Below are 25,487 nucleotides of genomic sequence, written 5' to 3'. Positions count from 1 at the left end.
CTCAGCTAAGGTCGCAACTGGCTTCCTCGGCCGGGACCGTGACCTCGTCGGCGCCGTACGTCTCGATCGGTTCGCCGGGCATCACCGCGGCGTCCCATGTCTCCTCGACCTCGGAGTCGGTCGGCACCGGCCAGGCGACGGTCATCGCGGAGGCCGCCTGATTGTTGTGCTCCTGGAAGGTATAGGCGCCCTCGCCCTTCGGCGTGTCGTCGACGGTCATCCCCCGCATCGCGTCGGCGATGTCGGCGCCGTCGGTCGAGCCGCTCTCCTCGATCGCCTGTGCGAGGGCCGAACCGCCGACGAACGTGCCGGCACTGAACAGGTCCGGTACCTGTCCGTAGGCGTCGATATGCATGTCGATGAACTCGTCGTTGATCTCGTTGTCGTACTGGTTCCAGTGGTATCGCGTGGTGAACGGGCCGAGCCCGGCGTTCTGAATATCCTCCGCGGTGAAGTCTTCGCCGATCGCTTCCTGGACCGCCTGCCCCGTGATCTGTGTCGTGACGAGTTCTGCGAAGCCACCGAAGACCTGCATGTCCTCGTACGCCATCGCCGTCGGGAGGAATTCGGGAAGCGTGATGAACGTGAATCCGCCGACGACGCCGTCGGCGCCCTGATCGATGGCCTCGTCGAACATCCCCCCGAATTCGCTGTACCCCGGCTCGACGAACCTGGGTTCGAGGACTTCGATACCTTCCGCCTCGAGCACCTCTCGATAGTTGTTCGCGACCCCCTCTCCGAACGCCCCCTCGGCAGCGAAGATGGCGACCGTCGACACGTCGCCTTGCTGGGCGACGTGTCGGCCGCCGGCGCGGGCGTCCATCGCCGTGTGTTCGCTGGCCCGGAAGGCCAGCTCGTGACAGTATTCGCTGGACGCGGTGATGTCCGCATCGGCGGCGGGGCCGATGATGTACGGAATCTCTGCTTCGTCGATGACGTTCGGGATGATCTGTCGCGCCGAGTCCGACGACGAGGCGCCGAATAGCAGGTCGATGTCCTCGTCGACGACGAGATCCTCGGCGACCCGCTGTGCCGTCGAGGGATCGAACTCCGTGTCCTGAACGATGATCTCGATAGACGGCCCGTCGTCCGGCTCGAGTTCGTACCGTCCCGTCGTCAGTTCCTCGATCGGATCGAGATCGTACTTGTAGGCCAGCCCGGAGTAAAACCCCATGAGGCTGATTTGGCCGTAATACTTGAGATCGCTGGAGACGGGCTGGATCGCACCGATTCGCAGCCCGTCACCGCCGGACGACTGCTCTCCCAGACAGCCGGCGACCCCGATCGCCCCGGCCGTCGTCAGTGCACCCGTCCGCTTCAGTATCGCTCGCCGATTGACATTATCCACCATGACACACGAAGAAACGGCTGAAAGGAACATGACATGCAATGTTGACATGTGAACCCGTCGTGTGCGAGCGAGCCGGCCGTCTCTGCGGTCCGTAAATCGGGCGACCGATCCAAGAGGCGGGGTCTGCCTCCGCGCCAGGGACGGGACAGCTCCCTAATCGACGGCCTCGAGGACGTCCACGGGGTGTCAAAGGACCGTGCACTCGACGCGACGGACGTTTTCGGAGACCGCCGCGTCCGAGAGCGTCTCCCGTTCGCTCAGACGAGCACGCGCTCGAGATCGACCACGACCCCGCTTTCAGCGTCCGGATCGCCGACCAGTTCGCCGAGACACACCGCCGCGCCGTTGGGCGTGTAACAGGCAACCAGGGAGCCTTGCTCGAGGCCGTCGTCGACCTCGAGGACGCCCGGTGCGTAGACGGGCGCGCCCTCGGCTACTTCGCGGGCCGCGCTCGGGGCGATACCGACGCTCGGGATGCCCTCGAGGATTCGTTCGGCGGGATCGACGAGGTCGTACAGCGGCTCGGGATCGTCGTCCTCGAGCCAGAAGGCGAGCGCATCGAGGAAGTCGTGAGCGGTGTGTAGCGTTCGATCGTCGAACGGATCCGTCGCGGTGCGACGCAGGTGCCCCATGTGGCCGCCCGTCCCCAGCGCGAGTCCGAGGTCGTGGCACAGTTTCCGGACGTAGGTTCCGCTCTCGCATCGAATTCGCAAGAGGAGCCGTCGCTCGTCGGTCTCGAGGACCTCGAGGTCGTAGATCTCGCGCACGCGCAAGCGACGGGAGACGGCGCTCTTGCGCGGCGGCTTCTGGTAGATCGGCCCCTCGAACTCGGCGACGACCGACTCGGCGTCGGCCGGGACCGGCGCGTGGCACTCGAGGACGGCGACGTATTCCTTGCCGCCCTCGAGGAAGACCGGCGCGAGCCGGGTCGCGTCGCCGAGCATGATCGGGAGACAGCCGGTCACTTTCGGATCGAGCGTGCCCGCGTGGGCGGCGCGATCGATCGTCGCGTCGACGCCCCGGTCGGCCAGCGTCTCGGCGACGGCGTCGCGCAGCCAGCCGCTGACCTGATGCGAGGACGGCCCCGGCGGCTTGTCGAGATTGACGACGCCGAAGGTGAGCAACTCGGCGGGCGTCCGCTCTTCGGGTGGACCACGCAGGGCCATCAGAAGCCCGACTCGAGGTCGACGAGCGCTTTTCCTTCGTCGCCGGCGGCGTCGTAGCGCTCGACGGCGGTGACGAGCATATCGAGCACGGCGTCGGGCTCCCAGCGGGCCGTGTTCACCGAGAGATCGTAGATCGTCAGATCCCGAATGTCGATCCCGTAGTACTCCTGGTAGCGCTGGGCCTCGCTGGCCTCGCGAGCTTTCGTCTCCTCCGTCGCTCGCTCGGGGTCTTTCGCCTCGCGCTCGGCGATACGCTCTCCGCGGACCCGGGCCGGCGCGTCCAGCCAGAACCGGAAGTCGGCCTCGTCGCCCGCCAGCCAGCCGGCGAGTCGCGACTCGAGGACGAGATCGTCTTCCTCGACGGCGATCTCGCGCAGCCGCCGGTCGAGGTCGCGGTCGATCTGGTCGTTCTCCTCGGCGAGTTTGTTGAACTCGAGCGGGGTGTAGCCGCGTTCCTCGGCGAGATCGCGGAAGATGTCGCCGCCGCTAACGTGGTCGAGACCGAACGCGTCGGCGAGCAACTCCGCGGTCGTACTCTTCCCGCTTCCCGGCGGGCCGGAGACAGTGAGTAACATAATCGATCTGCGAGGGGGCAGGTAAAATGGGTTTTGAATCCGCGAACGGAGGCGGTGATCACGCCCGTGAGCGAGAGGGTGCGACAGCAACGAAGCGATCGGTCCCGGGAATCCGAGGGGGCAATCGATCAGGCAGCAGAGGGCGACATGTCGATATTCAGCGACTTGCGCAGTAGCTGCGAGAACCCCATCGAACAGAGGAAGTACCAGACGATCCAGGCCGGCATCGGACCGACCAGTCCGGACTGCCAGTCGACCGCGCCGACGATCGGCAAGACGGCGGTCGCCTCCGCACCGGTGATCCCCGCCGTCTGAATCTTCCAGTACATCCAGAGGAACAGCGGGATCGTCAGCAGCATGATCCAGACCATCGGACGGAACTGCTCTTTGAACATGCCCAGATTGTCAGCCATGGCTTCCATCTGTTCCTCGCGGGCGCGCTCGAGTTCGTTCTCGAGGCGCTCGATTTCGGCGTCGCTCGCGCCCCGTTCCTCGGCGTCTTTCTTGCGCTGGCGGAGGTCTTTCTGCTCTTGCTGAACGGCCTGCATCCGCTCCTGGTACTTCCCCATACGCTCCGTGTCCATCAGATTCGCCTGTAGCAGCGACGAGTAGAGGCCGGTGATCAGTGCGACGGTGAGGATCACGGCGTAGAACGGCAACGCCGCGTCGAGCGGCCCGAGAACGGTGTTGACTGTTGTTCCGACGACCTCCCGTATCGAGTTGAACCAGTAGCCCGGCATCAACAGGAGCGCAGCGAGGCCAGCTATTTTGTCCCACTGCGACCAGCTCGACTCTTCTTCGTCGATATCGATATCGGCCGCCGCCGTACTACTCTCGCCGTCACCGTCGAGCGCCTGGTCGAAAGCCTCGCGATCGGCGATCACGAACCCCTCGTCGCCGTCGACTAACACTCCTTTCTCGATCAGCCGCCCCCACTGTCCGCTCGTCAACTCGTCGTTGACGTCGGCCCACTGGACCTCGCCGCCGTTCCTGTCGGCCTCCTCGCGGATGGCCTCGAGTGCACCCGCCATCGAGGAATCCTCGCGGACGAGGGCGTCGATTTTCTCGGCTGTACGCGTCATCTAGTGTGGGTCTAGGCCTCGTCCGGTATACAAGTGTTTTTCTTCGGCTGGCAGTGAGCGGCAGTTCCTGCAGTATGGATGCACCCTTCCGACCCACCGTTCTCCTCTTTCGTGATTCGATCGCCTTCCTCCGCCGTCGTTTATTCCGTTTCTTTCAGTTCATAGAAGTGGAATAATACATCAAATATATTTAAAATGTTCGTTTCAGTTCACAGAATAGAGAATGAATTGCCACAGTTTTTTATAAAATAGGTGGCAACACACGATACAATCAATGAAGCAAACGGGGAGAGAATTATCGGCAACGGGGCGATCGGATCGAGGGGCGAGCGAACAGGTCGGGATAATTCTGCTGCTCGGGTTGGTGATTATAGCGGGTTCGCTCGTCGTTGCCGCCGGAATGGCTGCGCTGGACGCCGTTCAGATGCAGGCATCGGGTGAACACGGCGAGCAGGTGATGCGACAGTTCGACAAGGATCTCCAGACGGCGATGCTGGACAACACCACTGGATCGGTGTATCTCTCTAACGGTAACTACAATCTCACTGACGAGGGGAACATCGAAATCACCGTCTCGAACGGATACGGGGACACGCAAAGTGAAAATATCCCGATGGGGACGCTTCGCTACGAAGACGAAGCGGGGAACAAATTCGCCCATCAGGCGGGCGGTGTCTGGCGCAAGACCGGGGAAAGCGCGAGCGTCGTCTCGAAGCCGGGTATTCGATACTACACCGAACAGTCCGGTGGAAACGAAGTCGGTCGGATCGACTTCTCGGTAACGAACCTCCGGGGAAACGTCGAGAGAGGTACGAACAGAGTGACACAACAGCCGTCAGCGTCGACGAGTGGACTCGACGTGGGGGACGTCGGCTTCGTCAGTCACGTCGCGATCGAGGTCTCCGACACTCCGTATCACGACGCCTGGTACAGGTTCCTGAAGACGGAGTTCGAAGCCTCGAGCGCGAGCGACTGTGACGTCGCCGACGGTGCCGACAAGAACATCATCTGTCACGACGAAGCCAACCAGGAGGTTACCGTCATCGCGACCATCGACGGTACGAACCCGTTCGCGAATCACGTCGAGATCGATCCGACGGTCTACGGCGGGCTGTACGCCGACAGGATCACCGGCGCCTACGGCTCGGATCTGACCGTCCGCGGGTACGAGAACCACAACATCAGCAACAGATCGGCGGACTTGTTCGCCATCGATGACGGTGTCACGCTGAACGGCGGTGCAGAAGTTCAGGGTATCCCAGTGGTCAACGACCACCTCCGGCCGACGGCGAGTGGCGACCCGAACGTCTCGCCGCTCGCGTACGCCGCTGCGCTCGAACGTGGAAACTCACCGCCGAGATACGACTACATCAACACTACAGCGGACGGTTCGACGGCCGCATTCTGGTTGACTGGCCAGCACGACAGCCTCGTAGCGAACATGTCGCAACCGTTCGATAGCGTCGATTCGATCGATTCGAACGTCGAGAACAAGGCGCTCGACTATCTCGAGAGCAACCCCGACGTGACCGACATCGAGAGCTACGGAGGCACCACCGTCGATTCGGGGCTCTACTACGGGGACGATCTGGACGGGTCGATCACCACGATCAACACCTCCGACGGCGACGTCCACATCGGAATCGGTAGCGGTGGCGGTCCGCTTGAGCTCTCGAATCTTTCGATCACGGGCAACAACAGTGCCTACATCTACACCGAGAGTCACGTCGATATCCGACAGGACGTCGAGGTCCCGGGCAATCGGACGGGTGCACTCTGGGTGTACGGCTCGAACAGTTCGACTATCGACGTAGAGCGGGATTACGAAGGGGTCGTCTACGCGCCGGGGAGCCACGTCACGATCGACGACGGTGTCGAGATCACCGGTGCCGTCGTCGGTGGGACGACCAACCTCCACGGCGACGCGACGATCAACTTCGATCGGACGCTTCGAACCGACGTTCCGATCCCGACGGAGAACCGCGATATTTCGATCGAGGCGGACAGAACGAGAAATCCGCTCGACGTAACGTTCGTACTCGACCGCTCCGGCTCGATGGGCGAAACCGGGACGGTCACTGGCTCCGGCTGGCAGTCAGTTCCGTCGCCGCCGGGCGATCTCTCGCTGACCGTCGATTCAGCCGCGAGTCATTCGCTCGAGTACTACTCTTGCTCACCCTACTGCACCCTTGAGACCGCCGACCCGGGGGAATCCTTCGATCCGTATTTCTCCTCTGTGCGGATAAAAGGCGGGGACAGCACCGATAGCGTCACTATCAGATACGGGTCCGATCCCGAAGGGCTTCGCGCAGATGCGACCAAGGACTTCATCGATTTACTGAATCAGTCCAACGACGATCGTGCAGGCGTCTTCGAATTCAACTACAACGGATACGAGCTCCACTCGCTGAGCCGCGACATCGACGATGTCCACGACAGCGTCTCGGTCACGTCCGGCGGCGGGACGGACATCTCGAGCGGGATAGAACGCGCAATCGACGAGTACAGTGCCACGCCTACGCCCGGACGGGATCGGATCATGATCGTCCTCAGTGACGGCGAAAACAGCAATCCCGCGGCGGACAGCCGAACGAGGGCGCAGGCACAACGAGCAGAGAACCGGGACATCACCGTTTATACGATCGGACTCGGTGAGAACAACATCAACAAGCCACTCCTGCGAGACGCCGCTACCGACGACGGTGAGTTCCACATGATCGATAACGCAAGCCAACTCGAGGACATCTTCGAGGGGATCGCCAACAGAGAGATTCAGCAGAAAAGCGATCTCTCGTTCGACATTAGCGTCTCACCCACGATGAGCGGAACCTCGAGCGATTACGTCGTCAATATCGACACGCAGACGGTCAATATCGGCGGGTAGATCATATCTTTTCGCCATGTCGACGCCATCGGCTTCCGGTTGAATCGATGACGTAAGACGGGGAGAAGCCAGAAAGCAGTTCTCAACTCGCGTTAAAAGTCACGTCTTCTGTTCGGCAATAAACCGACCTGAACTGTTTAATCGGTCGAACTTTATATAACGAGGCTATACAATCATGTCTACAATGAGTTTTCGGCGGAGAAGAACACCTATCTCGAGTAGCCGAGGACAGTCGGCACTACTTGGCGTCATTCTGCTAATTGGGATGGTCATAGCGATCAGTATGGGAATACTTCTCGTCGCCGGAGACGTGATGACTGCTGCCGAGCAGGGGTCGCAAAACGAGCGCGTCGAACAGGCGTTCGTCGAACTCGGTCATACGATGTCGACGGTCTCTGTAAACGATGATACGTCACGGACGCTTCAGTTCGAAGCGGGCGAATCGGGTGCGGTGACGAAAACGAAAGCAGGCTGGATCCACATCGAAGGGGGAAGCGTCGACATCAATCGATCGATCGGGGCCGTAGAGTACAGAGGCGACGATGGGTCCATTATTTCCTATCAATCGGGTGGAGTCTGGCGCGAAACGGGAAACCAGACTCGGATGCTCTCCGCACCGAACATCGATTACGATCCAGAGGAGGAAACACTGTGGTTCCCTATTACGACGCTCAGCGGCAGAGAATCGCTCAATTCGGGGGAAATCTCGGTCGAACACAACACCACTGACCCGATCAGTAATGTGACCTTCGTGAAAAACGACTCTGTCACGATCACGATTCAGAGCGACTACTACCGGGGCTGGGAACGGTATTTCCGGACGGAAGCCGGCGGAGCATCGATCCAAAACGTCGATCACCAGAACCGAACGATCAAGGTCTTACTCGGGTACGCTGATCTCGAGAACGCGTTCGACGAAGGTGCAACGATCGGTTCGGACGACTCGGCCGACTTCAAGGATCAGCACGACAACTTCGGCGACTCTCACCGAACGGGAACACCGTTGCCGGAGATGGACAGCGTCATCGATCAGATGGTCGCTGACGCGAAAGCCGGCGAGAACGTGGACAAGAACCTCTCGAACGGGACATACACCAATCCCTCTCTCGACGAGGGCACGTATTTCATCGAAGAGATTAACGGTGATGAAGACTACACGTTCGATCTCTCGGACGGAAACGCGACGCTGGTAGTCGAGGGCGACGTAAATCTCGGAGACGATGGGTCGATCAACATCACTAATCGAGACGATAATAACGTCCTTCGCATCTACGCCGGCGGGAACGACACCGTCATAAACGGAGACATCTGTGATGTCAGTGACGGGAATTGTAGTAACGACGCATCGTCAATCCAATTCTATGGCCCGTCGACGATGAGCGTTGACCTCGGTCCAGGGAGTAAGGGTTCCTTCGAGGGTGTGCTGTATGTCGCGTCATCTGAGCAGAGAGACTGGTGGGACGGAGTGAACGGTAACGGAAATTGTAAGGATTACCATCAAGTCCACATGCAGGCCAAGGGCGAGTTCTACGGATCGATCGTGGCCTACTCGGCCTGTGCTCACTCGGCCTCCACCTCTTTCGATTACGACGAGAGTTTGAAAAACGCCAACATCGATCCCTACTCTGACGAATACTCACTTCCGCCTCAGATCACCTATCTGAACGTCGCCGTCCACAAACTGGACGTCCAGAACGAATAACCGACGGTGTAGACCTCACACGCCCGACTCGTCTCCGAATTGATCGCTCGCTACGGACAGTTATGCCGCGTTCTCGATCGTCTCCTTCACGTCCTCCCAGACGCCGTCGGGAGCCTGTTCGCCGTCGACGCGCTCGAGATCGCCCTGCTCCTCGTAGTACTCGATGACCGGTTCCGTGTTCTCGCGGAAGACCGACAGTCGCTCCCGCACGGTCTCCTCGGTGTCGTCGTCGCGCTGCTCGAGTCGCGCCTCGACTTCGGGGTCCTCGGGCGGATTGTACTCGACGTGGTAGATGTCGCCCGTCTCGGGGTCGAGCCGTCGACCCGTGAGCCGGTGGACGAGTTCCTCCTCGCCGACTTCGAGATAGAGGACGACGTCGAGATCGGTCATGTCCTCGAGTTCCTCGGCCTGCTCTAAGTTCCGCGGGTAGCCGTCGAGGACGAACCCGTCGGCCTGGGAGAGCGCCTCGTCGACGATGGCGTTGACGACGTCGTCGGGGACGAGTTCGCCACGGTCCATGTACTCGCCAGGCGTGTCGTACTCGGTGTCCATATCGGAGATGTCCATCTCTTTGTTGTTCCGTAGCGCGTCGCCCGTGGTGATGTGATCGACGCCGAACTCCTCGGTGATCTTCGCGCTCTGGGTCCCCTTGCCGGCCCCGGGCGCGCCCAGGATCAGGATTCGTGGCTGAGCCATACGAGAGCGTTCAGGGGCAGCACATAAAGGCTTAAAGAATCGGGCACGTTCCTCCGACTATGACTCGCTTCGACGCCGCCGAGCCCGCCGAGCGACGAAAGCTGTACGTCGACGCCATCACCGCACACCGCGAGCGCGGCAGCGGATTCCTGACGCTCGAGGCCGACCCGAGCGCGCTCGAGGGTGGGTCGGACGCCGAGGGGGAGGGAGCTAGCGACCGTGCCTCCGGTGACGAATCAGGCGACGACACGGACGAACTCGGTGCGCCGTGGATCCAGTTCGGCGACGGGACGGTCAACCTCGACTGTACCGAAGACGAACTCGACGCGCTGAAGGCCGTGCTCGAGGAGTTTCCGGCGTTCAAGATCGACGATCTGATCCGTCCCGAGGAGGCAGAGGGGGTCAACGTCCGGGTCAGCGCGAAAGCCGATCCGAACCGAATCGCGCAGTTCGTCGATACGGTCTTTCTCGAGGTGTACGAGTTGCCGTCGACGGGTCGCATCTGGGCCGTCGAGATATAGATGGCACAGATGTGAGCCGTCGGGTCGGCAATGACCAGTATCGGGGAACTATAATACCGAGAGTCGCAACTGCCGATATGGACTTCACACGACGCACCGACCAGTCCCGTTGCTACTCAGGACTGGTCGCGACACGGTCGCGGGATCCGATGGCCCAATGCTGTGGTCCGCCAGTCTCGAACGCTGGACGATCGGGAGTCGGCGGTCAGTCCGAGTACGATGAGTGACGAAGAACTGGCGAAAGACCTCGGCCCGCTGGCTGCGCTGACGATCGGCGTCGGGACGATGATCGGAGCGGGGATCTTCGTTCTCCCGGGCGAAGCGGTCGCGACGGCAGGCCCACTGGCGGCGATTGCGTTCGTCCTCGGCGGCGGGATCGCGCTGCTAACGGCGTTTTCGGCGAGTGAACTCGGAACGGCGATGCCCAAATCCGGCGGCGCGTACTTCTACGTCAACCGTGCGCTCGGACCGCTGTTCGGCTCGATCGCCGGCTGGGGGAACTGGATCGGCCTCGCGTTCGCCTCGGCGTTTTACGTGTACGGGTTCGGCGAGTATATCGTGCGCATGGCCGGCATCTCGTTCGGGCCGGTCGAACTCGGCTTCCTCTCGCTGTCGGCCGCGCAGCTGATCGGGCTCGGCGCGGCGCTGTTCTTCATCGCCGTCAACTACGTCGGCGCGAAGGAAACTGGCACCCTCCAGAACGTCATCGTCATCACGCTGGTCGGCATTCTGACCGTCTTCACCGCGTTCGGCGTTCTGAACGCCGATCTCGCGACGTTGCGACCGATCGTCCCGCCGGACAAGGGGCTCACGCCCCTGCTACCGGTGACCGGTCTGATCTTTGTCTCGTATCTCGGCTTCGTCCAGATCACGTCCGTCGCCGAGGAGATCAAGGATCCCGGGCGAAACCTCCCGCGAGCGGTCATCGGCAGCGTCGTCCTCGTGACGGCGATCTACGCGCTCGTGTTGCTCGCCGTCCTCGCCGCCGTCGAGACCGAACTCGTCGCCAACAACGATACGGCGGTCGTCGACGTGGCGAGCCGGCTCATCGGCCCGATCGGCGCTGCCGCGCTGTTGCTCGGGGGATTGCTCGCGACGGCCTCGTCGGCGAACGCGTCGATCCTCGCCTCGTCCCGGATCAACTTCGCGATGGGGCGAAACAAGTTGGTCAGCCCCGAACTCAACGAGATTCACCCGCGCTACGGGACGCCGTATCGGTCGATCGCGGTGACCGGCGGCTTCATCGTCCTCTTCCTACTTATCGGCGACATCCGCACGCTCTCGACCGCCGGGAGCGTCCTCCATCTCGTCATCTACGGCCTGCTGAACATCGCGCTGATCGTCATGCGCGAGGCCGAACCCGAGGCGTACGATCCGGACTACCGCGTCCCGTTCTATCCGGCGACGCCGATCCTCGGTGCCGTCCTCTCACTCGCCCTCATCGCGTTCATCGACCCGCGCGTCATCGCCCTCTGTATCGCGTTCGTGGTAGTGGCTGCCCTGTGGTATCTCGTCTACGCCCGCGACAAGACCGATGCGCAGGGCGTCTTGAGCGAGTACATCCTCCACCGGGCCGACGAAATGCCCGAACCCGCCGTCACCGCCGCCACGAGTGTCCGACCCGACGGCGGCACCTACCGCGTGATGGTCCCGCTGGCCAACCCCGACCACGAAACCGACCTGATAACTCTCGCCAGCGCGATCGCGAACCAGCGAAACGGCACCGTCGTCGCGACACACATCGTTCAGGTCCCCGACCAGACCGCTCTCGAGCAGGGAGCCGACCACGTTGCGGAGCTCGACGCCGAATCCGAACAGCTACTCGAGCGAGCACGACAGGACGCCGAGACGCTCGACGTCGACGTCGAGACGAAAACGATCCTCTCCCACCGATCGTTCGAGGAGGTGTTCGACGCCGCGAAGTCGGACAACGCCGACCTGGTCGTGATGGGCTGGGGGCCGCACGCGCACGGACGGGCGGAAGACCGCATGGACGAACTCACGGGCGATCTCCCCTGTGATTTCCTCGTCCTCAAGGATCGCGGGTTCGACGCATCGCGCATTCTCGTTCCGACTGCCGGCGGTCCCGACTCCGAGCTCGGCGCGGCCGTCGCCAACCTGCTGTCGGCGGAGTACGACAGCGACGTCTCCCTGCTGTACGTCCGCGACGACGACGAGTCTCCCGACGAAGCCGAATCCTTCCTCGAGGAGTGGGCGACCGATCACGACCTCGCGGACGCGAACCTGCTGGTCGACCGCGGTGATCCCGGAACGGCGATCGAACGGGCGGCTACCGATCACACGATGGTCGTCATCGGGGCGACCGAACAGGGGCTGCTATCGCGACTCATGGGCGATTCGCTCATCGACGACGTCGCCGAAACTGTCGACTGTTCGGTCCTGCTCGCCCAGAAGCGCCACGAGCGGTCGCTTCGCGAGCGGTTGTTCGGTTGACAACGGGCGAGCGACCGCGAAACGGTGCGAGTGACTCGAGACGGCCGGTCGACTCGACCCGCCGTCGACCAGCCGACGCGAACACGTTCGCTATAACATTGAATATCGAAGCGAACGTGTGAGTGGGAACACACTATTCGGCCCGCGCAGCGACAGAAAAAAGGTCATCGACTCCAAGGGCACAATGATGGAACACGACAGACGGATCGGTGGCAGATCGAACTGGTGCATGGCTTATCAGCATCGCGGTAGCCGTCAGACCGGATCCTCCGGGCGGTTTCCAAATAGATAAGTGTCCCCAGCAACCATCCACCGACATATAAGCGACCTTCAAAAGAGGTGAATACAATCTTCAGCGCACTTACGACCCCGCTGCAGCAGACTCGTGTCGACGTGTTCCAGGAGATCTTTCTGGTCTTCCTGGGACTCGGGACGATCGTCGGTGTCGTCGTCGTCGCGTACGTCTTGTACAACGCGTACAAGTACCGTGACACTGGCGAAACCGACGCCGACGCGGATCTGCCATCGGTCGGGGAGTTACCGACAGGCGGAAAGGGCGGCAAGAAACTGTTCCTCTCGTTCGGCATCAGCGCGATCATCGTCATCTCGCTGGTGATCTGGACGTACGGGATGCTCCTGTACGTCGAGAGTCCGGACGGAGCCCAACCGGCCGAGGAACGATTCGAAGTCGAAGTCACGGGCGAGAGCTTCGCCTGGTACTTCGAGTACTCGAACGGCATCGAGTCGGTGAGCACGCTCCGCGTACCCGCCGACGAGCGGATCTGGATTCGGACGACGTCCGGCGACGTCTGGCACACGTTCGGCATACCCGAGCAACGGGTGAAAGCCGACGCAATTCCGGGCGAGTACGACGAGACGTGGTTCGAAGCCGAGGAAGCCGGTACAACGCAAACTATCCGGTGTTACGAACTCTGCGGCGAGTTCCACACCCAGATGACTGGGACGGTCCAGATCATGGAACCCGACGCGTTCGAAGAGTGGATGAACGAGCAGCTGACGATGTCGCTCACGGTCCAGGGTGCGAACGAGACGCCGCTCACCGAGGGCTACGAGCTGACGCTCGTCAGCCAGGAGTCGGACTTCGAGCAAACGTACTCGGCGAGCGAGTTCGAGAACGGAACGCTCACGCTCAACGACATCGAGCAAGGCGGGCAGTACAACGTGACGGTCACGTCGACCGACGGTCAGTTCGAGGAGACGACGACGCAGTTCGACATGACCGGTCCGGTCGACGAGACCATCACGATCGAAGGCATCAACGCGACTGAAAGTAACACGAATGGAAACGAAACGCAATCGAACGGCGGAGGTGGGAACTGATGAGTGATCTTCCACCGAGGCGATCGCTCAAACGGTGGCTGGTCACGACCAATCACAAGGACGTCGGCATCCTCTATCTGGGGACGGCGTTGTTCTTCCTGTTGTTCGGCGGTCTTCTCGCGCTGCTGTTCCGCGCTCACCTGTGGAAAGCCGGCGGGACAGGGCTGCTGACGAACGATCAGTACTACCAGTCGGTGACCGGCCACGGGCTCATCATGGTCTTCTGGTTCCTCTCACCGATCGCGAGCGGCTTCGCGAACTACTTCGTGCCGCTCCAGATCGGTGCGAAGGACCTCGCGTTCCCCCGGCTGAACGCCCTGAGTTACTGGTTCTACCTGTTCTCGGGCGTTCTCATGGGTCTCTCGTTCTTCCAGGGCGGATCGTTCGCCGGCGGATGGACGATGTACTCCCCGCTGAACGTGCCCATGTACACCTCAGTGATGGAGGCGACGGCCGGCAGTAACGCGACCATCCTCGCGTTGACTCTGTTCGTCATCTCGATCACGCTCGGGACGGTGAACTTCCTGACGACGATGCACCGATCCCGCGCCGAGGGGCTCGGCCTCTGGAACATGCCGATGTTCTCCTGGTCGTGGCTGCTGACGGTCTGGATGATGCTGTTCGCCTTCGCGGCGCTGCTGGCAGCGGTCCTGTTGCTGTCGATCGACCGCGTCTTCCTCACCCAGTACTTCGCGACCAACGAGGGCTCGAGCCTGCTGTGGGCTCACGTCTTCTGGTTCTTCGGCCATCCGGAGGTGTACATCGTCTTCTTCCCCGCGCTGGGAATCATGTTCGAGATCTTCCAGACGTTCACCGGACGCCGGCTGGTCGGTCGGAAGTGGGTCATCATCGCGATGGTCCTCGTGGCGGTCCAGTCGTTCCTCGTCTGGATGCACCACATGTTCCTGTCGACGATCAATCTCCCGATCAAGACGCTGTTCATGGCGACGACGATCGGGATCTCGCTGCCGTTCGACCTGATGGTCTTCGCGATGATCTACACGATGGTCAAGGGCCGCGTGCGATTCACGACGCCGTTCCTGTTCGCGCTCGGCGCGCTCGTGTTGTTCATCCTCGGCGGGATCACCGGCGTCTTCCTCGGCGCGGTCGTGCTCGACTACGAGTTCCGTGGCACGTACTGGGTCGTCGCCCACTTCCACTACGTGATGGTTTCGGGCGTCACGGCCCTGATCGGCGGCCTCTACTACTGGTGGCCGAAAATCAGTGGGAAGATGTACTCCGAACGGCTCGGGAAGCTCAGCTTCGCCGTCTACTTCATCGGCTTCAACCTGCTGTACTTCCCGATGTTCCTCGCCTGGGAGACTCCGCGACGTGTCTTCCACTACCCCGAGGGGACGCAGCTGTACCACCAGCTCGCGACTGTCGGGGCGTTCGTCCTCGGCCTGTCGGTGCTGCTCGTGCTCTTCACGCTCGCGAAGAGCCTGCGGTCGGGCCCCGACGCGCCCGACAATCCCTGGGCGTTCTCGCGAACGGCGGAGTGGGCGATCCCCTCGCCGCCGCCCCTCGAGAACTGGCCGGACCGACCCAGCTACGCCAGCGGGCGGCTCGAGTTCGTCGACGACGCGGCGACCGCGACCGACGGCGGCGTCGCGACGGGCAAGGACGCGGCCAGTGCGGCGACGGCCAGCCACGAGGAGGAACACGCCGACCACGCCAGCATCTGGCCGTTCGGCATCGGCATCGCGACCGCCGTGTTCTTCCTCGGCCTCAGCGGCATGACGCCGTACGTCTACACGTTCGTCAGCGAGCACATGCACGCCGGCGAGTTCGTCACCCTGGCGGGGACGGCACCGGCGAAGAGCATCGTCTACCCGGTCCTGACGGCGCTCGGAATCGGGCTCCTCGGCGTCACGCTGTTCCAGTTCGGCCGCGAACAGTTCGACGCGCCCGAGATGCTCGTCGCCGAGCAGTGGCCGTTCGGCGGCATCAACAACGAGAAGCTCGGCGTCTGGTTCTTCCTGGCGTCTGACGTCGTCGTCTTCGGTGCCGCGATCGGTGCGTACGTCTTCATGCGCATCCACGGCGGCTGGAACAACTGGCATCTCGACGCGATCACCATGGCCGGCCTGTTCAACACGTACGTCCTGCTGACCTCGAGTTTCGCGGTCGTAGTGGCGCACGTGATGGCCGAACGCGGGAACAAGAAGGGGCTGCTCGGCGCACTCAGCGCCACGGTCCTGCTCGGACTCGTGTTCATGGGCGTCAAGGCCTTCGAGTACAGCAGCAAGTTCGCCGACGGTCACTACTGGTTCAGCGGGATCGAGTACTCGCTGTACTTCGTGACCACCGGCCTGCATGCGCTGCACGTCATCCTCGGGCTACTGGTCGCCCTGTTCATGATCTACCGCATCGCCTCGGTCGATGCGTATCTCGAGGATCACATGCCGGTGGAGTACTTCGGACTCTACTGGCACTTCGTCGACATCGTGTGGGTCTTCCTCTTCCCACTGTTCTACCTGATGTAGCGGCTCGCCGCTACGCAGGGCTCGTTTTTCGCCGTTTTGCGTTACCGATCGATTCGAGCGGAGTGCCAACGCCGCCCCTCGAGTTCGCACGGGGTGACGGTTCCGGCCGGCGACGACCGTCGCGGTTCGGCTATAGTACCAACTGATACGATGTACACATCGATCGCATAGTCCGCGGGTCTCGCGCTCGCTGCTCGCTCCGAACCGCCTTTTCGTCGTGCGATCGGGTGTGCAGTGGTCTTCAGTGGCTACTATATCCCATTCACAACCCGGCATCATCGACTGGTCTCACCAGCGGATCGGCCGACGCTCGAGGCAGAGAAGCGGTCGCGTCGATGGACGGCTCGATAGCACGTTCGCTCCGGATTGTCCCGATGGCCCGAACCGGAACGCCCGATCGGAACAGGGGGCAACAGCACCGTCTCGAGATAGAGTGTAAGCTACGTACGCAGAAGACGACGACGGGAACGGAGCGGCGGCCGCGCGATCGAACGGGACCCGTTATCCCGCCCAGACCAGCGCGTAGACGAAGGTAAACAGGAAGTAGATCAGGAAAACGGAGATGGCTGCCTTGAAGTGGAACGTAAAAAGGTCGTACTCCTCGTCGTCACGCTCTTCCTCGAAGGCCTCGCGTTCGGCCTCGGAACACTCATCGGCGTGATCGACGCCGATGTGAAACGTCACGTACTGCTCGGAGCGATAGGGCCGACCGCAGTACGGACAGGTCGCGCCGGGCGTTTCGTCGGCCGGCACGTCGTACTCCCGCTCGATCGCGCTATCGGTCGCCATTTGATCGCCCATTGCAGCGGCGCGAGGAAGTGGTTGCCGATTCGCCGCACGGCTAGCTCGGCACGAACGGCGGACTCATCGTTCCCTGTGAGACCAGATAGAGGCTCACCATCGTAAAGAAGACCATCACGACGATGAGCGGGTACTGGCTCCTGATCGCCTGTAGCTTGCCGGGGAAGAGGTCGAAGGAGACGGTGTGTGCGATCCACACCGCGAGGACGTGGCCGAGCAGGATGGCGGCGATCTCGAGGTAGCCGAACCAGCCCGGCAGCGCGTACTGGGTCGGGTTCGGCGGCGGATTCAGCGGCATCGCAGCGGCGTCTACCAGCGACGGCCACAGCGAGAGCCCGAAGCCGATGTAGTGGGCGAAGTGGTAGCCGGCCGCGATGGCCAACAGCGGTGCGGCAAAGCGGAGTCCGAGGTAGCGCCGGGAGAGGTACGTCTCGGCGCGCTCGCGAGTCCGATCGATGGCGATCCAGTACACCTTCCAGAACAGGCCGAAGCCGCCGACGAGGAGGACCAGGTAGACGAGGATCGGCGGTAGGCCGATCCCGACGAGGACTTCGATGGTCCGCACGCCCACCGGCGTGACGATGAAGCCGCTGAAGGTCAGCTCCCAGACCAGCGCGAGGACGAAGGCCACCAGCGAGGTGTCGGTGACGAGGTCGTCGTCGCTCAGTCGTGAGCCGGGGTATCGCAGTTCGAAGCCGTCGTCGGTGCGCTGGATCGGCGCGACGGCCCCGTAGAGTCGAAACCACAGCGAGAGCGGATCTCCTCGGCGGAACCAGGTCGACGGCGAGAAGACGACCGCGCTCGAGATCGTAAACAGCGAGTAGACGACGAGGATGGCCAGCAGCGTGTCCGGCGACGACGTAAGGGGTGCGACGATCTCGAGCCAGACGAACGTCAGCAGGGCGACGACGGCGGGCCAGGACTCGAACGCGGAGGGATAGGGCTCGTCGGCGGTCGGCAGGACTTCGGCGATCCGTCGCCACGGGTTGAGCGCCGGCCACGGGTTGCCGACAGTGTAGGTAACGATCGTCAGCAGGGCGCGGCCCGCGACGAACGTTATCAGGACGGTCGCGCTCACGAGGCCGATGTTCGGCCCGACGAGTCCGGCGGCGACGATAAGTGCGAGGCCGAGAAGACCGATCACGCCGAGCAGCAACGAACCGGCGTCCAGCAGTCGGTCTCTGGAGGTCTCGAGCGCACGGTCGTGGTAGGTTCCGATCACGTCGCGGTCGGTGACGAGCATCGTCAACAGCGCCGACGCCCCGACGGCGCCGCCGCCGGTCGCGAGGTACAGCCACGTCGGGACGGTGACGTCGCCGCCAGTGGTGAGACCGGCGGCGACGTTGCTGGCGGCGACGACGCCGGTACCGAACCCGAAAACCGCGAGCGCGGCGGCCAGTCCGATAGCGGTCCGGCGAGCGAGAGCCGAGCGTCCACTCATTGCCGGCTAGTCGGAGCGGCGACCCATCTACGTGTCGCTTCGCTCCCACGGTTCGGCGCCTCGTCGCCGCGTTGCCTCGCTACTCGGGAGAACACGGACGTCGTCTGGCCATCTGTGCGAGCGGGATGAGGTAAGGTATAAGTATCCGTCACCCACATTCTCCACCAATGGCGAGCCTTCGCACGTACGGCCTGATTTACGTGGCACTGATACTGTTAGCGACGGGGAAGTTCGTCTTCTTCCACTTCGACGGGATCTTCACCTACGGTATGGCCATCGCCGGAACGATGGTTCTGGCGATCACCAAGACGTCACTGATCGCCGGCTACTTCCAGCACCTCAAAGACGAGCCCCGCTCGATCACCTACCTGATGCTCACCGCGGTGTTCATGGTCTTCCTGCTGACCCTCGCCGCGGGCTACTCGATCCAGTAACTCGCCGCTTTTCTCTCCGTCTGCGGTCGTTTGGCCGTTTATTCGGATCTGTCGCGCTCGAGTGAGAGCACTCGAAACCGATACTCGCCTTCGCGTGCCCGACGATTGGGACCGTTCGGGCGGCCGCGACGTCGTCGCGGCGCCGACGTTACGCTCGCGACTCGAGTGAACGGTGGCGGACGAACCGGCCGGTTTCGACTGGAGGGAGTCTTTCTGATCACTGGGCTGACGGTCACGGACTGACGACATTGTTATCGCCCATCTACCGCGATTCGAACGCCGACACCGCTCCGAAAGGGACCGTAACCGGCCGCGTGACGAAACGCCGTGCGAGTCCCGGAACATCGTCGACTCGAGCACCGTTTTCGTCTCGGGTCGTCGGTCGGGACATCGAGAGCGTTTCGGTCGACGGCCGACTGATCGCCGACCGCGGGTCGCCCAGTCGTCCGCCGCCCCGACGTTCCCGCGGCCGTGACAGTCGTCGAACACGGCACTGACCGTTTTCCGTCCGATCCGCGTACGTCGGATTCGATGACGCGGACAGCCACGACCATCGACACGTATCGACTCACCCCGCGAGTCACGGGGTTCCGTCTCCGTGTTCCCGGCGAGGAGTTCGCGTTCGACCCCGGTCAGCACACCACCGTTCGGTTCGAGGCCGGCGGCACGGAGGTCGTCCGCCCGTACAGTCCGACGACCCTCCCCGGCACCGACGAGTTCGCGCTGGCGATCAAGCGGTACGACGACGGCCTCGCGTCCTCGTACATGCACACGCGATCGCCCGGCGACGAGGTCGAGATCGGCGAGTTCGAGGGAAACCTCGCTCTCGAGAACCCGGACCGCGATATCGCCCTGCTCGCGAGCGGGACTGGCCTGACGCCGCTGCTCTCGATCCTCCGCCAGTACGCGCGAATCGGGAACGGCGACGCGCACCTCGTCTTCGGCGAGCGGACGGCCGACTCGATCTTCCACCGGAGCACGCTCGACGAGCTGGCCGCGATGGACGACTCCGTCGCGGTGACCTACACCCTGTCGGACCCGGAGTGGAGCTGGCTCGGCCGCGTCGGCTACGTCCAGGAGCATCTCGAGGACCTCTTCGACGAGTTCGAAACGAGGGACTTCTACGTCTGCGGCGTTCCGGGGATGGTCGTCGAGACGACCGATCGGCTCCGGGAACTCGGCGCCCCCGAGGAGCGAATCCACAGCGAGGGGTGGGAATCGGACGCGGTCGACGAGGAGGATTGAGCGGGTGTTCGTCGCCGTCGCGGCGTCGTGATCGACGCTATGCTCCGTCCCTGAGAACGGGCTCGAGCGACGGCCCGAACGCCAGCGACGCTGCTCGATGATCGCACCGCGCGAGAGGGAGACGCGCCCACGCACAGCCGTCATCCGAGAGACCGACGCGCCGATCCGCGGCTACCGATTCTCCGCGCTGCTCGGATGGTCGGCGTCAGAATCGACGCTGTCGGCCGAAAACTCGGCGTCGATCCGAACCGCGTCGGCGGTGATCTCGCCGACGGCGTCGTCCTCGAGCGGGACGGTTTCGCCGACATCGCGGTTCCAGTCGAGGACGGCCCTGATCGAGTCGGTCAGTTCGGGCTCCGGCTCGACGTATGCGGTCTCGGCCTCGACGTCGACGACGGTCCCGAGCGTCTCGCCGTCAGCGCTCTCGACACGCTTGCCGACATCGTCGTCGGTGATGGGTGGCCACATCGCGTCGAACGTAGCGCCGGTTCCGGGAAGCCGTTCCTGCCTGCACGGACCGGGTTCGATTCCGGCAGTCTCGAGCCGTCAGGCTAACTCGAGGGCCGTCCGCAGGTCTTCCTCGACGGCGTCGACCTTGCTGCGGTCGTACAGCGCCGCCGCCGGGTGGAACGCCGGCACGACGGTCCGTCCCTCGCGCTCTCGCGGACTGCGTCCGCTCGAGGAATCCGAGGTGCGTGGCACCTCGCGCTCGAACTCCTGCCCGTGCAGGTCGGTGATCGTCTCGTCGGTTTCGAGGAGTTCGTCCGTCGCGACGCTCCCGAGCGGGACGAGCACGCTCGGATCGACGCGGTCGATCTCCGCCTCGAGCACCGGCCGCCAGGCCTCGATCTCGTCGACGTAGGGATCGCGGTTCTCCGGTGGGCGCACCTTGACGAGGTTGGTGATGTAGAGATTGCCCCGGTCGTAGCCGATCGCCTCGAGCGCCCGGTCGAGTTGGTTTCCGGCTTGACCGACGAACGGCTCGCCCTGGTCCACTTCCTGTTTCCCCGGGGCCTCGCCGACGAGCATTACGTCCGCGGAGAGCGGGCCGACGCCGGGAACGAACCGCTCGCGGTCGAACTGGTCGTCCGGTACCGTCTCGAGCGCGTCCGCGAACTCGTCGTCGAACGCCCAGTCGGTCGTGGGCCGGTCGCTCATGCCGCGGCGGTACGCTCACCTCGAGGAAACACCTTTTCGTTGCTCATGCTGGACCGATCGATCGGGTGACGGTCTCGGCCCAGGGACCGGCATCCACTGAGAGCGGTCAGGACGACGTCCGCCACGCCCGCGTCTCGCCGTCGACGACGACGGCCTCGCCGACGTCGTCGAACGTGACGCCGCCGTAGGCGACGCTGCTGTCGGGTCCGGAGTAGACGCCCGCGCTGCCGCAGTTCGCCGCTCGAGCCGTCGTGAGCGTCGCGTCGACGTTCTCTCGGAACCGGAATGCTTGATCGTCGGCCCCGGTCGCCGTCACGGTGCTCAGCTTCAGGTCGGTCATGTCGTCGAAGATGATCGCGTTGGTGAACGCGCCGCTGACGGTGACGTTCGAGATCGCAGCGCCGTCGAAACCGGCCGCGTACAGTCCCGACCCGGCGGCCAGATCGCCGTCGTCGGTCCTGATGGTCACGTTGTCGACCGTCAACTCCCGGCGTCCGCTCTCGACGTGGCCCAGGGTGATCCCCCTCGCGTTCTCGAGACACGAGACGCCGTCGACCGTCAGGTCCGATACGCTCTCGTCGGGGTCGCCCCTGATCGCCGTATACTGACAGCCCGTGATGTAGCCGTCGCTGAGCGTGATCGACTCGGTTTCGCCGCGGTGAAGGTGGACCCCGTACTCGGGCTCGTTCACCGGATCGATCTCGAAGTCCGTGAGAGTGCAGTTGCGGGTCGGCGTATCGTCGTCCGCGACGAGCCCGTCGTCGTGCCCGTCCCAGATACTGTTCCAGTTCGTTCCCGACCGCTGACTGTCGAACTGCACCGGCGCGTCGGAGTCGCCCTCGCCGCCGCGGGTCGCCCAGAAACCGTCCACGGTGACGTTCTTCGAGGACACGACGTCGATGTGATGGTAATAGATCCGGTCGCCGTAGATGTTCTCCAGCCGGACGTTTTCGGCGTGTGCGGGCATAATCCCGGTCGACTCCGGGGAGTCGATCCGGACGTTGCGGATCCCCCAGTTCGACGCGCCGTCGTATTCGGTCTCGTCGTAGCCCCTGTTCGAGACGAGCGCTCGGCCCTCGTCGCCGTCGGGCCGCGGCCCCTCGAGGACGGTCGAGCGCCCCGCGCCCAGCAAGATCGTGTCGTCGCCAACCAGCGGCGTCCGCTCGAGGAGATATCGTCCGGGCGGGAAGTACGCGATCCCGCCGCCGGCCTCGGCGACCGTCTCGAGGAGGTCGTGAACGGCCCGGCCGACCTCGGTCGTCCCGTCGCCCTCGATCCCGTGGGCCTCGACGTTCCAGACCGGCGTCTCCGCAGTCCGCGCGTGGGTGAGCCGTGCCGCCTCGAAGTGACTCGTCCCCGGCACCGGCCGATCGGCACATCCCCGACCGCTGAAATAGGTCCAGTCCTCGCCGTCGGCGTCCCAGCGCCAGGTGATCCCCTGATCGGTCGCGTGATAGAGTTCGTCGTCGTACTCGCCCGCTGCCGGTCGCTCGGCGATCGGCCCGCGGACGATCGCGCGTTCGTCGACGGCCTCGACCGTGTCGGTGTGGTCCCACTCGTCGCCCGGGTCGAACGTCCCCAGTCCGAGACGCGGCGTCCGATCGGCCATGCTTACTCGGCTCCGTAGCTCCGCCCGTACGCGGTTCCGTAGCTCGATCGGTCGACCGTCCCGTCGGAACACCCTGCGAGCGCGATGGAGCCGCTCGACACCGCGACTAACACGTCACGCCGCCGTAGTCCTGAACTACGCATACCCACCGACTCTCCCGAGGGCGTATAAACCACGTGCCCGAATTCGCCCGGAGACCACTCGCGGTTCGACCGACGCAGATCGGTGCGACGCTGCGGCGGAACGACGCTCACCCCACATCGTCGACCGCTGTGTTCGCCGCTTCGTCGACCGTGTACTCGTCGATCCAGGGCGGCATCGACCGATCTTTCGCCCAGCCGAACAGGTGGCGTTTGTCGTTGGCGTAGTAGTACCGATACGCGTCGACGTAGTCGTCGGTCGTCCACTCACCCGTCAGCTGGGGCGGGTCCGTTCGGCCCTCGGCGGGCCACTCGAGGTCGACGACGGCCGCGTCGTCCAGCGAGCGAACGGTCGCCCAGCAGCCGTGGCGCTCCGTCGGGTCGTGGTCCCAGCGGTAGCGCCACTCCTCGTGGGCCGCCGCGGTGTACTCGCGCAGGTACTGCCAGTTGGCGGCCGAGCGCGCCGCCCAGCGGGTCAGCGGATTGTCGGGATGGGTGAAGTACAGGTCGGCGGACTCCGGGTAGCCGTTCTGCTGGACCGCGGTCGTCAGCACCATCGAACACTCGAAGACGCTGCTCGTGACGTGGCGGTCGACCAGCCACGCCGCGGCTCGCTCGAGGTCGCGATCGAGCCAGAACGCGTTGACCATCGGTCGACGCGACGCCCCGCAGACGGGTAGGTCCCGTACCGGCGATGGCAGACGCGGCTTCGAGGGGAGTCCGACTGGCGATAGCTGCTCAGCTGGGACGGCTCGGAACACGCAGGCCGAATAGCCTCCCGTAAGCGACGGAAACACCGGCACAGGAGCCGGGCTCGAGGGCGCGTTCGGACCGATATCGACCGATCGAGACTATGGACGCGCTGAACATCGCACTCGAGACGATCGGCATCGCAGCCATCTTCTACGCGACGGTCACCCACCGCGTTCTGGGTCACGAACTCGTCTGGGGCATGACCAGCCTCGTCGTCGCGAGTTCGATCCTCGTCCACGGCCTTACGGCCACGCCGCTGACGAAACTGTACGGCCATTCGGCGGACGAAGACCAGCACCGGTCGGAGTCGTCGTCGGCGTTCGCCGATAGGTGAGGGACCCGACGACCCCAACCGTTTAGAGCGGGCCCGTGGATTCGTCGGGAGACGGAGCTACTGGAAACGATGGAACGGACGGTCGTCCTCGGATGCGGCGATGCGGGACTGATCGCGGCGGCGTCCCTCGAGCGGGCGGAGGAGACGGACGTGGTCGTCGTCTCCGAGCGGGATCGTCACGTATTCTCTTTTCTCCTCTACCACGTGCTCGAAGGGAGACCGTTCGCCGACGCGTGCCTCGATCTCCGACGTGTATTTCGCGATACGGACGTGACCTTCCTTCAGGGCCTCGTCGACGCCGTAGACGTATCCGAACGCCGAATCGAACTTCGAAGCGGGTCGCTGGGTTTCGATACGCTCCTGATCGCTGTCGGCGGCGTGACGAAGTACACGATCGACGATCGGCGGCACGTCTCCGATATCCGGACCGATGCACGTGAGATTCGTGACGAAGTGCGTTCTCCCGACGTTCACGACGTCGTCATCGTCGGCGGAGGGCCGGTCGGCGTCGAGACGGCTGCGACACTCGCGACCATCACTGAGAGCGTCGATACGACGCTCGTTACGTCGAGTCACCGTTTACTCCCCGACTTTCCGCCGCGGGCGAGTCGACTCGCCGAACGGGAGCTCCGACGGCGTGATGTCGACACGCGGTCGGACACTCGCGTGGACGAAGTCACTGATACCCGCGTCGTACTCGCTGGCGGACGGGCCAAGCGAAGCGACCTGACGGTCTGGGCGGGGGGCGTACGACCGAATCCAGTGATCCACCGTTTCGACCTTCCGCTGACCGATCGAGGCGTGCACGTCGACTCACATCTACGCTGTGAGGGGACCGACGACGTGTACGCCGCCGGCGACGTGGTCGATTATCCGGGAAAAGTGAAAGACGGCTACTCGGCGGGGTTAGAGGCCAAAACCGCTGCAAAGAACATCGTTCGTGATATCCGAGGACGACGACGGATAGAGCACGATGTCCGGTGGCATCCGAGAATCGTCTATCTCGGGCGAGACACCGCACTGGCCGTGATAAACGGCGTCGTTCACAAAGGTCGGGGACCGGCCCTCGTTCGAGCCGTCGCCGCGAAGAGCTATCCGTTTTACTGGAGGGCCCTCTACTAAGGGGAGAAAGACGCCAGAGCATACAGCGGGACCGCTGGACTGAGCGCAGTCCGTACCATCGACCGCTTTGCCGAGGTCGGCATGGGACCGTCGCGGTCGTGACGACTGCGAGGGATCGACCCGACCGGGCAGTGAGAATCCGCGAGCCGGCAACTCGTTCGAACGCCGACCGGTGAAAGCACTATTGCTGTC

At 63.5% G+C, this 25,487-nt stretch carries 22 protein-coding genes; 10 read left to right on the top strand and 12 right to left on the bottom strand.

Features of this window, described 5'->3' with window-relative positions; all coding sequences use genetic code 11:
* Nucleotide 1: 1 nt before the first annotated feature.
* The 4 genes from NDO75_RS11290 to NDO75_RS11275 all read right to left on the bottom strand — a co-directional run bounded on the left by NDO75_RS11290 (nt 2) and on the right by NDO75_RS11275 (nt 4,174).
* The gene (locus NDO75_RS11290) at nt 2-1,351 is read right to left on the bottom strand and encodes an ABC transporter substrate-binding protein (protein ID WP_310906353.1); all 1,350 of its coding nucleotides are present in this window, start codon (nt 1,349-1,351) and stop codon (nt 2-4) included.
* Between the two features lie 257 nt (nt 1,352-1,608).
* Complete coding sequence (locus NDO75_RS11285) at nt 1,609-2,517, bottom strand: RNA-guided pseudouridylation complex pseudouridine synthase subunit Cbf5 (protein ID WP_310906352.1); 909 nt, start codon at nt 2,515-2,517, stop codon at nt 1,609-1,611.
* Nucleotides 2,517-3,092 carry a (d)CMP kinase gene (gene cmk, locus NDO75_RS11280; protein WP_310906351.1) on the bottom strand — a complete coding sequence of 192 codons (576 nt, stop codon included), beginning with the start codon at nt 3,090-3,092 and terminating at the stop codon, nt 2,517-2,519. Before cmk ends, NDO75_RS11285 begins: the two co-directional genes overlap by 1 nt.
* Nucleotides 3,093-3,220: 128 nt before the next feature.
* Nucleotides 3,221-4,174 (bottom strand): DUF106 domain-containing protein, encoded by a 954-nt coding sequence (locus NDO75_RS11275; RefSeq protein WP_310906350.1) that lies wholly within the window; start codon nt 4,172-4,174, stop codon nt 3,221-3,223.
* Between the two features lie 400 nt (nt 4,175-4,574).
* On the opposite strand from NDO75_RS11275, the gene NDO75_RS11270 reads away from it, so the two are divergent.
* Both NDO75_RS11270 and NDO75_RS11265 read left to right on the top strand, forming a co-directional pair.
* Nucleotides 4,575-7,058 (top strand): VWA domain-containing protein, encoded by a 2,484-nt coding sequence (locus tag NDO75_RS11270; protein WP_310906348.1) that lies wholly within the window; start codon nt 4,575-4,577, stop codon nt 7,056-7,058.
* Between the two features lie 283 nt (nt 7,059-7,341).
* Nucleotides 7,342-8,760, top strand: a complete 1,419-nt coding sequence (locus NDO75_RS11265) for a hypothetical protein (protein ID WP_310906346.1) — start codon at nt 7,342-7,344, stop codon at nt 8,758-8,760.
* 60 nt (nt 8,761-8,820) lie between these two features.
* Here the strand turns inward: NDO75_RS11265 and NDO75_RS11260 are convergent, their stop codons facing one another.
* The gene (locus tag NDO75_RS11260; protein ID WP_310906344.1) at nt 8,821-9,456 is read right to left on the bottom strand and encodes an adenylate kinase; all 636 of its coding nucleotides are present in this window, start codon (nt 9,454-9,456) and stop codon (nt 8,821-8,823) included.
* Between the two features lie 59 nt (nt 9,457-9,515).
* On the opposite strand from NDO75_RS11260, the gene NDO75_RS11255 reads away from it, so the two are divergent.
* From NDO75_RS11255 to NDO75_RS11240, 4 genes are all read left to right on the top strand, one after another.
* Nucleotides 9,516-9,977 (top strand): hypothetical protein, encoded by a 462-nt coding sequence (locus NDO75_RS11255; RefSeq protein ID WP_310906343.1) that lies wholly within the window; start codon nt 9,516-9,518, stop codon nt 9,975-9,977.
* 219 nt (nt 9,978-10,196) lie between these two features.
* On the top strand, nt 10,197-12,431 hold the full coding sequence (locus tag NDO75_RS11250) for an amino acid permease (RefSeq protein ID WP_310906341.1): 2,235 nt from the start codon (nt 10,197-10,199) through the stop codon (nt 12,429-12,431).
* 339 nt (nt 12,432-12,770) lie between these two features.
* Nucleotides 12,771-13,772: a cytochrome c oxidase subunit II gene (coxB, locus tag NDO75_RS11245; RefSeq protein WP_310906340.1), complete on the top strand. Its 1,002-nt coding sequence runs from the start codon at nt 12,771-12,773 to the stop codon at nt 13,770-13,772.
* On the top strand, nt 13,772-16,258 hold the full coding sequence (locus NDO75_RS11240; protein ID WP_310906339.1) for a cbb3-type cytochrome c oxidase subunit I: 2,487 nt from the start codon (nt 13,772-13,774) through the stop codon (nt 16,256-16,258). The genes coxB and NDO75_RS11240 overlap by 1 nt, the downstream gene beginning before the upstream one ends.
* Before the next feature lie 501 nt (nt 16,259-16,759).
* On the opposite strand, the gene NDO75_RS11235 is transcribed toward NDO75_RS11240, so the two are convergent.
* Nucleotides 16,760-17,047 (bottom strand): hypothetical protein, encoded by a 288-nt coding sequence (locus NDO75_RS11235; RefSeq protein ID WP_310906338.1) that lies wholly within the window; start codon nt 17,045-17,047, stop codon nt 16,760-16,762.
* Between the two features lie 52 nt (nt 17,048-17,099).
* Nucleotides 17,100-18,500 (bottom strand): hypothetical protein, encoded by a 1,401-nt coding sequence (locus NDO75_RS11230; RefSeq protein ID WP_310906336.1) that lies wholly within the window; start codon nt 18,498-18,500, stop codon nt 17,100-17,102.
* A 167-nt stretch (nt 18,501-18,667) separates the two neighbouring features.
* On the opposite strand from NDO75_RS11230, the gene NDO75_RS11225 reads away from it, so the two are divergent.
* A complete protein-coding gene (locus NDO75_RS11225) occupies nt 18,668-18,934 on the top strand; it encodes a cytochrome C oxidase subunit IV family protein (RefSeq protein WP_310906334.1) in 267 nt (88 codons plus the stop codon).
* Between the two features lie 531 nt (nt 18,935-19,465).
* Nucleotides 19,466-20,179: an NADH-cytochrome b5 reductase gene (locus NDO75_RS11220; protein WP_310906333.1), complete on the top strand. Its 714-nt coding sequence runs from the start codon at nt 19,466-19,468 to the stop codon at nt 20,177-20,179.
* 171 nt (nt 20,180-20,350) lie between these two features.
* On the opposite strand, the gene NDO75_RS11215 is transcribed toward NDO75_RS11220, so the two are convergent.
* The 5 genes from NDO75_RS11215 to NDO75_RS11195 all read right to left on the bottom strand — a co-directional run bounded on the left by NDO75_RS11215 (nt 20,351) and on the right by NDO75_RS11195 (nt 23,736).
* Nucleotides 20,351-20,647, bottom strand: a complete 297-nt coding sequence (locus NDO75_RS11215; RefSeq protein ID WP_310906332.1) for a hypothetical protein — start codon at nt 20,645-20,647, stop codon at nt 20,351-20,353.
* Nucleotides 20,648-20,725: 78 nt separating this feature from the next.
* Nucleotides 20,726-21,337, bottom strand: a complete 612-nt coding sequence (locus NDO75_RS11210; RefSeq protein ID WP_310906331.1) for a uracil-DNA glycosylase — start codon at nt 21,335-21,337, stop codon at nt 20,726-20,728.
* A gap of 106 nt (nt 21,338-21,443) precedes the next feature.
* A complete protein-coding gene (locus NDO75_RS11205; RefSeq protein ID WP_310906329.1) occupies nt 21,444-22,946 on the bottom strand; it encodes a glycosyl hydrolase family 28-related protein in 1,503 nt (500 codons plus the stop codon).
* A 2-nt stretch (nt 22,947-22,948) separates the two neighbouring features.
* Entirely contained in the window at nt 22,949-23,089 is a 141-nt protein-coding gene (locus NDO75_RS11200) for a hypothetical protein (RefSeq protein WP_310906328.1), read from the bottom strand.
* A 107-nt stretch (nt 23,090-23,196) separates the two neighbouring features.
* A complete protein-coding gene (locus tag NDO75_RS11195; protein WP_310906327.1) occupies nt 23,197-23,736 on the bottom strand; it encodes a hypothetical protein in 540 nt (179 codons plus the stop codon).
* A 203-nt stretch (nt 23,737-23,939) separates the two neighbouring features.
* Between NDO75_RS11195 and NDO75_RS11190 the strand changes: the two genes are divergently transcribed.
* Nucleotides 23,940-24,173: a hypothetical protein gene (locus NDO75_RS11190; RefSeq protein WP_310906326.1), complete on the top strand. Its 234-nt coding sequence runs from the start codon at nt 23,940-23,942 to the stop codon at nt 24,171-24,173.
* A gap of 69 nt (nt 24,174-24,242) precedes the next feature.
* The gene (locus NDO75_RS11185; protein ID WP_310906325.1) at nt 24,243-25,295 is read left to right on the top strand and encodes an FAD-dependent oxidoreductase; all 1,053 of its coding nucleotides are present in this window, start codon (nt 24,243-24,245) and stop codon (nt 25,293-25,295) included.
* The last annotated feature ends 192 nt before the right edge of the window (nt 25,296-25,487 follow it).

The organism is Natrinema sp. 1APR25-10V2, assembly GCF_031626495.1.
In the GTDB taxonomy this organism is placed as follows: domain Archaea; phylum Halobacteriota; class Halobacteria; order Halobacteriales; family Natrialbaceae; genus Natrinema.
The sequence above is the reverse complement of the archived record's forward strand: the minus strand, read 5'-3'. Positions and strand labels throughout refer to the sequence as shown.

Bases quoted from the DNA above. Each gene is read 5' to 3' on its own strand.
- NDO75_RS11270 (WP_310906348.1), top strand. From the start codon at position 4,575: ATGGCTGCGCTGGACGCCGTTCAGATGCAGGCATCGGGTGAACACGGC.
- NDO75_RS11240 (WP_310906339.1), top strand. From the start codon at position 13,772: ATGAGTGATCTTCCACCGAGGCGATCGCTCAAACGGTGGCTGGTCACG.
- NDO75_RS11195 (WP_310906327.1), bottom strand. From the start codon at position 23,736: ATGGTCAACGCGTTCTGGCTCGATCGCGACCTCGAGCGAGCCGCGGCG.
- cmk (WP_310906351.1), bottom strand. From the start codon at position 3,092: ATGTTACTCACTGTCTCCGGCCCGCCGGGAAGCGGGAAGAGTACGACC.
- NDO75_RS11215 (WP_310906332.1), bottom strand. From the start codon at position 20,647: ATGTGGCCACCCATCACCGACGACGATGTCGGCAAGCGTGTCGAGAGC.
- NDO75_RS11265 (WP_310906346.1), top strand. From the start codon at position 7,342: ATGGGAATACTTCTCGTCGCCGGAGACGTGATGACTGCTGCCGAGCAG.
- NDO75_RS11185 (WP_310906325.1), top strand. From the start codon at position 24,243: ATGGAACGGACGGTCGTCCTCGGATGCGGCGATGCGGGACTGATCGCG.
- NDO75_RS11210 (WP_310906331.1), bottom strand. From the start codon at position 21,337: ATGAGCGACCGGCCCACGACCGACTGGGCGTTCGACGACGAGTTCGCG.
- NDO75_RS11235 (WP_310906338.1), bottom strand. From the start codon at position 17,047: ATGGCGACCGATAGCGCGATCGAGCGGGAGTACGACGTGCCGGCCGAC.
- NDO75_RS11290 (WP_310906353.1), bottom strand. From the start codon at position 1,351: ATGGTGGATAATGTCAATCGGCGAGCGATACTGAAGCGGACGGGTGCA.
- NDO75_RS11285 (WP_310906352.1), bottom strand. From the start codon at position 2,517: ATGGCCCTGCGTGGTCCACCCGAAGAGCGGACGCCCGCCGAGTTGCTC.
- NDO75_RS11230 (WP_310906336.1), bottom strand. From the start codon at position 18,500: ATGAGTGGACGCTCGGCTCTCGCTCGCCGGACCGCTATCGGACTGGCC.
- NDO75_RS11190 (WP_310906326.1), top strand. From the start codon at position 23,940: ATGGACGCGCTGAACATCGCACTCGAGACGATCGGCATCGCAGCCATC.
- NDO75_RS11255 (WP_310906343.1), top strand. From the start codon at position 9,516: ATGACTCGCTTCGACGCCGCCGAGCCCGCCGAGCGACGAAAGCTGTAC.
- NDO75_RS11250 (WP_310906341.1), top strand. From the start codon at position 10,197: ATGAGTGACGAAGAACTGGCGAAAGACCTCGGCCCGCTGGCTGCGCTG.
- NDO75_RS11220 (WP_310906333.1), top strand. From the start codon at position 19,466: ATGACGCGGACAGCCACGACCATCGACACGTATCGACTCACCCCGCGA.
- NDO75_RS11200 (WP_310906328.1), bottom strand. From the start codon at position 23,089: ATGCGTAGTTCAGGACTACGGCGGCGTGACGTGTTAGTCGCGGTGTCG.
- NDO75_RS11260 (WP_310906344.1), bottom strand. From the start codon at position 9,456: ATGGCTCAGCCACGAATCCTGATCCTGGGCGCGCCCGGGGCCGGCAAG.
- NDO75_RS11225 (WP_310906334.1), top strand. From the start codon at position 18,668: ATGGCGAGCCTTCGCACGTACGGCCTGATTTACGTGGCACTGATACTG.
- NDO75_RS11205 (WP_310906329.1), bottom strand. From the start codon at position 22,946: ATGGCCGATCGGACGCCGCGTCTCGGACTGGGGACGTTCGACCCGGGC.
- NDO75_RS11275 (WP_310906350.1), bottom strand. From the start codon at position 4,174: ATGACGCGTACAGCCGAGAAAATCGACGCCCTCGTCCGCGAGGATTCC.